This window comes from Streptomyces alkaliphilus (assembly GCF_014141535.1).
GTDB classification, from domain to species: Bacteria; Actinomycetota; Actinomycetes; order Streptomycetales; family Streptomycetaceae; genus Streptomyces; species Streptomyces alkaliphilus.
Genome location: NZ_VKHT01000221.1, coordinates 1 through 6,164, shown reverse-complemented (window position 1 = coordinate 6,164; position 6,164 = coordinate 1). Strand labels below are relative to the sequence as shown.

At 73.3% G+C, this 6,164-nt stretch carries 6 protein-coding genes; 3 read left to right on the top strand and 3 right to left on the bottom strand.

The features are described from left to right. Positions 1-367: 367 nt before the first annotated feature. Positions 368-1,045, top strand: coding sequence for a uracil-DNA glycosylase (locus tag FNQ90_RS09645; protein WP_182605984.1), 678 nt, complete (start codon positions 368-370; stop codon positions 1,043-1,045). A 40-nt stretch (positions 1,046-1,085) separates the two neighbouring features. Here FNQ90_RS09645 and FNQ90_RS09640 read toward each other — a convergent pair whose 3' ends face one another. After that, positions 1,086-2,033 (bottom strand): M56 family metallopeptidase, encoded by a 948-nt coding sequence (locus FNQ90_RS09640; RefSeq protein WP_143623901.1) that lies wholly within the window; start codon positions 2,031-2,033, stop codon positions 1,086-1,088. Positions 2,034-2,111: 78 nt separating this feature from the next. Further along, positions 2,112-2,684, bottom strand: a complete 573-nt coding sequence (locus tag FNQ90_RS09635) for a DUF5134 domain-containing protein (protein ID WP_182605983.1) — start codon at positions 2,682-2,684, stop codon at positions 2,112-2,114. Between the two features lie 159 nt (positions 2,685-2,843). On the opposite strand from FNQ90_RS09635, the gene FNQ90_RS09630 reads away from it, so the two are divergent. Beyond that, the gene (locus FNQ90_RS09630) at positions 2,844-3,518 is read left to right on the top strand and encodes a GNAT family N-acetyltransferase (protein ID WP_182605982.1); all 675 of its coding nucleotides are present in this window, start codon (positions 2,844-2,846) and stop codon (positions 3,516-3,518) included. A gap of 43 nt (positions 3,519-3,561) precedes the next feature. Here the strand turns inward: FNQ90_RS09630 and FNQ90_RS09625 are convergent, their stop codons facing one another. After that, positions 3,562-4,293, bottom strand: coding sequence for a glycerophosphodiester phosphodiesterase (locus FNQ90_RS09625; protein ID WP_182605981.1), 732 nt, complete (start codon positions 4,291-4,293; stop codon positions 3,562-3,564). A 292-nt stretch (positions 4,294-4,585) separates the two neighbouring features. Between FNQ90_RS09625 and FNQ90_RS09620 the strand changes: the two genes are divergently transcribed. Then, positions 4,586-6,007, top strand: coding sequence for a DUF6421 family protein (locus tag FNQ90_RS09620; protein ID WP_194432375.1), 1,422 nt, complete (start codon positions 4,586-4,588; stop codon positions 6,005-6,007). The last annotated feature ends 157 nt before the right edge of the window (positions 6,008-6,164 follow it).

The window sequence follows — 6,164 nt, the reverse complement described above, 5'->3', positions numbered from 1 at the left end:
GGAGAGGGGTCGACGGGCACGCCGCGGGGTGGTGCGTCACGGTGAACCCGGTGAACCGGCTCGGGCGCAGCCTAGTGCCGTGTCGGCCGGGGTCCGTCCCGTGGCGGCGCCCACCACGGCACCCCGCCACGTCGCGAACCCGTCGGACTCGTCGGAATCGCCGGGACGGAAGCACTCGACACGGTGGACCCGGAACCTCGCGGCCCTCCCCGCCTTCCCGCCCTCCTCGACCGCCGGGTCCGGCCCGTCCCGGCAGCGGGCGCCCCGCCCGACGGGACCGGGAGCCGAACCCGGACGGAGGGAAGTGGCGGGAGCGGGCCGGGAAGGCGGAAAACACCTCCCCCGAACGGCAGTAGAGTGCCGTGCTGTGGCAGCGCGACCGTTGAACGAACTTGTCGAACCGGGGTGGGCGAAGGCCCTGGAACCCGTGGCGGGCCGCATCGCGGCGATGGGGGATTTCCTCCGTGCCGAGATCGCGGCGGGACGCACCTATCTGCCGGCGGGCGAGAACGTCCTGCGGGCGTTCCAACAACCGTTCGACGACGTACGGGTGTTGATCGTGGGTCAGGATCCCTACCCGACGCCGGGCATGCCCATCGGACTGAGTTTCGCGGTGTCGCCCACGGTGCGCAGGTTGCCGGGCAGCCTGGAGAACATCTTCCGCGAGCTGGGGGAGGACGTTGGAGTGCCCCGGCCCTCCAACGGAGACCTGACGCCATGGACGGCGCAGGGGGTGCTGCTCCTCAACCGTGCCCTGACCACCGCGCCGGGCCGCCCCGGCGCCCATCGGGGGAAGGGATGGGAGGAGGTCACCGAACAGGCCATCCGCGCCCTCGCGGCCCGCGGGGGACCACTGGTGGCGATCCTGTGGGGCCGGGACGCCCGGAATCTGCGTCCCCTCCTGGGGCCGATCCCCGCGGTGGAGTCCGCGCACCCCTCCCCCATGTCGGCCGATCGCGGTTTCTTCGGTTCCCGTCCCTTCAGCAGGGCCAACGCCTTCCTCGTCGAACAGGGCGCGGAGCCGGTGGACTGGCGGCTGCCCTGAGTCGGCTCCCGTGGGCGGGGAGGACCCGCCCCGGAGCGGGTCAGCGCAGGGAGGACAGCCCCGGCCCGAAGGCCACCAACAGCGGCACGACGGGCACCAGCGCCGCCGCGGCCGTCATCCGCAGTCGGCGCGAGGGGGTGAAGCGCCGTCCCGGCGCCAACAGTCGGTCCACCCGCTGCGGCAACTGCCGCCGCCGGGGGTCGGCGCCGGCGCAGGGGCCGAACCCGCCCCGTTCCCCGTTGAGGTCCACCAGGGCCAGCGCGGTGGTCAGCCGTCCGAAGCGACGGGAGGCGGCGTCGTCCGCGGCCAGTTCCACCAGACGGTGCACCTGGGAACGGAAGGCGGCGAAGACCGGAACGCCGGGAAAGCCCCGGGCCAGCGCGCCCGCGCAGTGGAGCAGCCAGTCGTGTCGGGCCCTGGCGTGGCCCTGTTCGTGGGCGATCACGGCGTCCAGTCGCCGACCGCCGAGGCGGGCCAGGGCCGCCGTGGTGATCACCAGCCGGCCGTCGGAACCGGGCAGCAGCCAGGCGTCGGGGCGCGGATCCTCCACGATCACCAGGCGGCCGCCGTCCTCCTCCTCGCCGGGCAACAACGGACGACGGGCGAGGAGCTCCGCGCGTCGCCTGCGGCGCACCGCCCGTGCCAGCCGTACCTCGCGCACCAGCATCACCGCGGTCCACAGACCACCGGCGGCCAGCGCCAGGGCCAGGGGCGCCGCGATCCACGCTCCCTCCGGGGGCAGGGCGTAGGCGTCCAGGACCCCGGCGGGAGCGGGGGCGAACAACCCCTCCCTGACCACCTGCCAGGCGGCGGCGCCGCTGATGGCCATGGCCAGAGCGCAGCACAACAGGACCGCCACGACCACGCACTGCCACAACCACAGCGCGATCACCGGCTCCCGGTCGGGCCATGAGACACGGGCCATCACGCGGGGGGCGGTCAACGCCGTGAGGCCGCCCAACGCGAGCAGGATGAGGGCGATGAGCATGTCCCCAGCCTAGTGGGCGCGTTCCGGTGGGGACACGGGCCGGATCCCCCGGATCCGGGAACCGCGCGGTGCCGTGCCTCACATCCCCACCAGCATGATCGCCATGGACACCGCGGTCACGATGCGACAGGCGGCGGCCATCTCCGGCGGACGGCCGGGGCCCGGGGCCGGGGCCGGTCCGGACGGCACCAGCCGAAAGCCGGTCCGCAGGGCGTAACCGGCGAAGTACGCGGCCGACAGCGTGCCGACCACCGCCGGGGGCCCCGCCGCCGGGGCCGCGTGCCCGCCCCCGAGGAGCCAGAGGTGAACCATCCACCCCATCGTGGCCCCCTCCAGCAGATGGTGGGCCCGGTGCCCCGTACCGGGACGCGGACGCAGCAGCGGCCACAGGGCCAGCGCGGGGAAGAGCAGCACGACGGGCCAGGTTCCGCGGAGGCCGCCCTCCGCGAAACCCTCGGGAACGAGTCCCGGGGGGAGGGGCGTCGTGCCGAAGGGGACGGCCATCACCGTCATGCCGAGGAGCATCCCCCCCTCCACCGCGGCGCTCTGCCGTGATCCCCCCGTGGAGCGGTGGGCCGAGCGCAGGCAGTACAGACCGGTGCCCGCGCAGACCACGGCCATGAGCCAACCGACCGGTGCCGGTGCGTGCACGACCACCTCCCGGGGACCGTCCGCCGCCCCACCCGGATCCCCCGGCGCGGGGGAAACCGGAACGGGCGCTCATCGGGATGTCTCCCCGATGGACGCCCCCTTCGGCGGGGGCGCGGGGAGCGCACGGGTGCACGGCGTGGCCGGGGCTACGATCGGCCCATGACCGACACCGCCGCACCCGCCGAGCACTCCGCCGGGGGGTTGTTCCCCGGCATCGACCCGGCCGGTACGCAGCCCCGGGGCGGGAGGGTCGAGCCCCGTATCCGTCGCGCCGGGCCGGAGGACGTCCACGCCGTGGTGGCCCTGGTCGAATCCGCCTACCGGGGCGACTCCAGCCGGGAGGGGTGGACCACCGAGGCCGACCTCCTGGACGGGCAGCGCACCGACGTCCGGGAGGTGGTGGGATTGGTGACCGCGACCGACGGTCGGGTCCTGCTCGCCGAGCACGGGGACGGAACCCCGCCACTCGCCTGTTGCCACCTCTCGCGGAGGACCGGCGGGGACGACGGGTCCGCCGGTGGTGGGACGGAGAGCGCCTGTCACGCCTATTTCGGGATGTTCGCCGTCCGCCCCCGGGCCCAGGGGGCCGGCCTGGGCGGGAGACTGCTCACGGAGGCCGAACGGATGGCGGCGCGGGAGTGGGGTGCCGGGTGGATGGAGATGACGGTGATCTCGCTGCGTCACGACCTCATCGCCTGGTACGAGCGGCGCGGGTACCGCCGCACGGGTCGGACGACACCCTTCCCCTACGGTGATCCGCGCTTCGGTCTGCCCCGACGGCCGGATCTGCGATTCGAGACCCTGATCAAGGACCTCCTCCCCACAGGGGAGTGAGGCCTCGGACGCACCGGTCCCCCGGGGGTTCGGGCCACTGTGGTCAACGGGGTGCGGCCGGTGCGGTGACCGGGGCGGAAGTCCTCCCACCGGAGGGTAGCGCGCGGGCGGCGGAGACGATCGAGGGTTCATCCGTGACCACCCCGTCCAATCCCAGCTCCACCGCCCGGGCCAGGTCGGCCGGGGTGTTCACGGTCCAGGCGATGACGGCGATCCCGGTCCGCCGGCACCGCTCCACGACCTCCGCGGTCAGTTCCGGGAGTTCGCAGGAGACCATGTCGGCCCCCACGCCGACGGCCCGTTCCGGGGCACGGGGGGTGGACCGGCCGGCCACGGCGGCGATCGCGATGTCGGGCAGCAGGGCACGGATGGTCCGCAGCGCCTCGTCGTGGAAGGAGATGACCCGGACCCGGTCGTGCAGGGAGCGTTCGGTGATGATCCCCGCCAGGACCCGGGCGGCGGCGGGGTCCTTGATCTCGGCCTGGATCGGCAGGTCCACCTCCTCGGCCACCTCAGTGAACAGGGGGATCCGTTCGCCGGCCCCGGCGTCCAGGGCCCGCAACTCGGTCAGGTCGAGGTCCGCGACGCGGCCGGTCCCGTCGGTGGTGCGGTCCACGGTCGCGTCGTGCATCACCACCGGGTGACCGTCCCGGCTCAGGTGCAGGTCCAGTTCGATCACCGACACGCCCTCGGTTCGGGCGCGGCGGAAGGACCGCAGGGTGTTCTCCGGTTCGACCCCCATCAGGCCCCGGTGTCCGATGGTGAGCATGGGCATGGCTTTTCGTCTCCCGGGGGTGGGGGCGTTGCCGTCCCGGATCGGACGGCGCCGTCACCCTAGTCCCGCCCGGACGCCCCGGGGCCCGTCACGCACGACGGTCATCCGGAATTCATCCGGTCCTTCTCCCCGGTCGCCGCGATACACGGGAGGATTGACGTGAGAAATGCCTCTGCGCCGCAAGGTTTACGGCGTCAGCGGTTGTGAGCGCTCGGACTTGCCGGTTACGGTGCTGCCAGGCGAAAAACTTCCGCGTCGAGCGCGGTGCTCCGGAGAAGGTGAGGGAGAGACCATGGCGGGTCAGTCGGTTTCCGTGTCCCCGGTGGAGGCGTCCCCGCGGCCCCCGGCGGCCGGGGAAGCCGGTCGGCGGGTCGTGGACCACCCGGCCTGGCGGGATCTGAAGGTCGCGGTGGAGGAGCTCCGGGCGGCCCAGGTCGCCGACGGGTCCATTCCCCCGGCGGGGGCCGACACCCCGAACCGGGAGCGGTTGCGCGCTCTGGTGGAGGAGGTCGTGGACGGGGTCGGACGTCTCTCGCCGCTCATGCCGCACGACGCGAACTACCACCGCGCCCTGGTGGAGGACCTGCGGCGCTGGGCCCGGGAGGACTTCGGCGTCCCGGACTTCCTGGACTCCCTCACCGCCTTCGAGCCCGCCCGCGAGCGGCGGGACGGCCGACAGCACCTGGCGCTGTTCCCCATGTACACCCAGAACGGCAACCCCGACCGCAACCTGGAGGCCGTGGTCCTCCGGCTGGTGTGGCCCGAGTGGCTGGCGGAGCTGGAGCGCACGCGCTACGACAATCCGCTCTTCCTGGGGATCGCGTTCGAGGACTTCACCGCCGGCTACGACACCCACTCCGCGGTGCTCTTCCCCGAGACGGTGGCGGTTCGGGAGGTGCCGGCCCGATACACCTGGGGCGGGATCTTCTGCGACCGGGAGGCGGCCCGTTTCCGTCGCGTGGTCACCGCCGCCTGCGAGGTCACCCGGCTGGAGCTTCCCGAGGATGTCCGGGGGCTGCTCACAGATCAGCAGCGGTGCCTGGAGACCTTCGTACTGTGGGACATGATCCACGACCGTACGCACAGCCACGGGGACCTGCCCTTCGACCCCTTCATGATCAAGCAACGGCAGCCGTTCTGGATGTACGGGCTGGAGGAGTTGCGCTGCGACCTCACCGCCTTCCACGAGGCGGGCCGGCTGGCCGCCGAGGGCATGCGCCAGGGCCGCGACATGCGGTGTGCCGTCCTGCTGGAGCGCCTCTTCCGTTTCCCGGTGACCGGGGAGCGAAGCCGCAACTACGACGGCCTCGGTGGGCAGTTGCTCTTCGCCTACCTTCACCGGCACGACGCCCTGCGATGGACCGACAACCGTCTCACCATCGACTGGGACCGGGCGGCGGAGGTCACCGACCGGCTGCGCGGTGAGATCGAGACGCTCTACCGGGAGGGCATCGACCGGCCCAAGCTCGTCCACTGGCTGAAGGCGTACGAACTGGTCTCGACGTACCTGTCCCCGCACCCGGCCTCCACCTGGGCGAAGGGACCGGAGGCGCTGGACCTCTCGCTGCCCCCGCGCAAACTGGTCGACGACGTCCACCCCGACGAGTTCCCGCTGAGCCTGTTCTACGAGGCGCTGGCCCGCAAGCTGCGCGCGGTGATCGAGTCCACCCGGGGCATCGTTCCCGAGGGGGCCCGTCCCGCCGAGGCGGCCTGACCACGGTTCCACCGCCGACCGCTCCCCGCCCGGCCCCCTTCGGGAGGCGCGGACCGGGGACGCCTTCCGGGGAGCGCCCGGGTCCCCCGCGGCGGCATGATGGAAGTCACGGATGCCCCGCACGGGGCCTCCCGCCCCGGGTGGCCCCGTGCGGGGC

What these genes read in the sequence shown, in the direction of transcription:
- FNQ90_RS09620 (WP_194432375.1), top strand. Translation starts at nt 4,586, where the DNA reads ATGGCGGGTCAGTCGGTTTCCGTGTCCCCGGTGGAGGCGTCCCCGCGG.
- FNQ90_RS09640 (WP_143623901.1), bottom strand. Translation starts at nt 2,033, where the DNA reads ATGCTCATCGCCCTCATCCTGCTCGCGTTGGGCGGCCTCACGGCGTTG.
- FNQ90_RS09625 (WP_182605981.1), bottom strand. Translation starts at nt 4,293, where the DNA reads ATGCCCATGCTCACCATCGGACACCGGGGCCTGATGGGGGTCGAACCG.
- FNQ90_RS09630 (WP_182605982.1), top strand. Translation starts at nt 2,844, where the DNA reads ATGACCGACACCGCCGCACCCGCCGAGCACTCCGCCGGGGGGTTGTTC.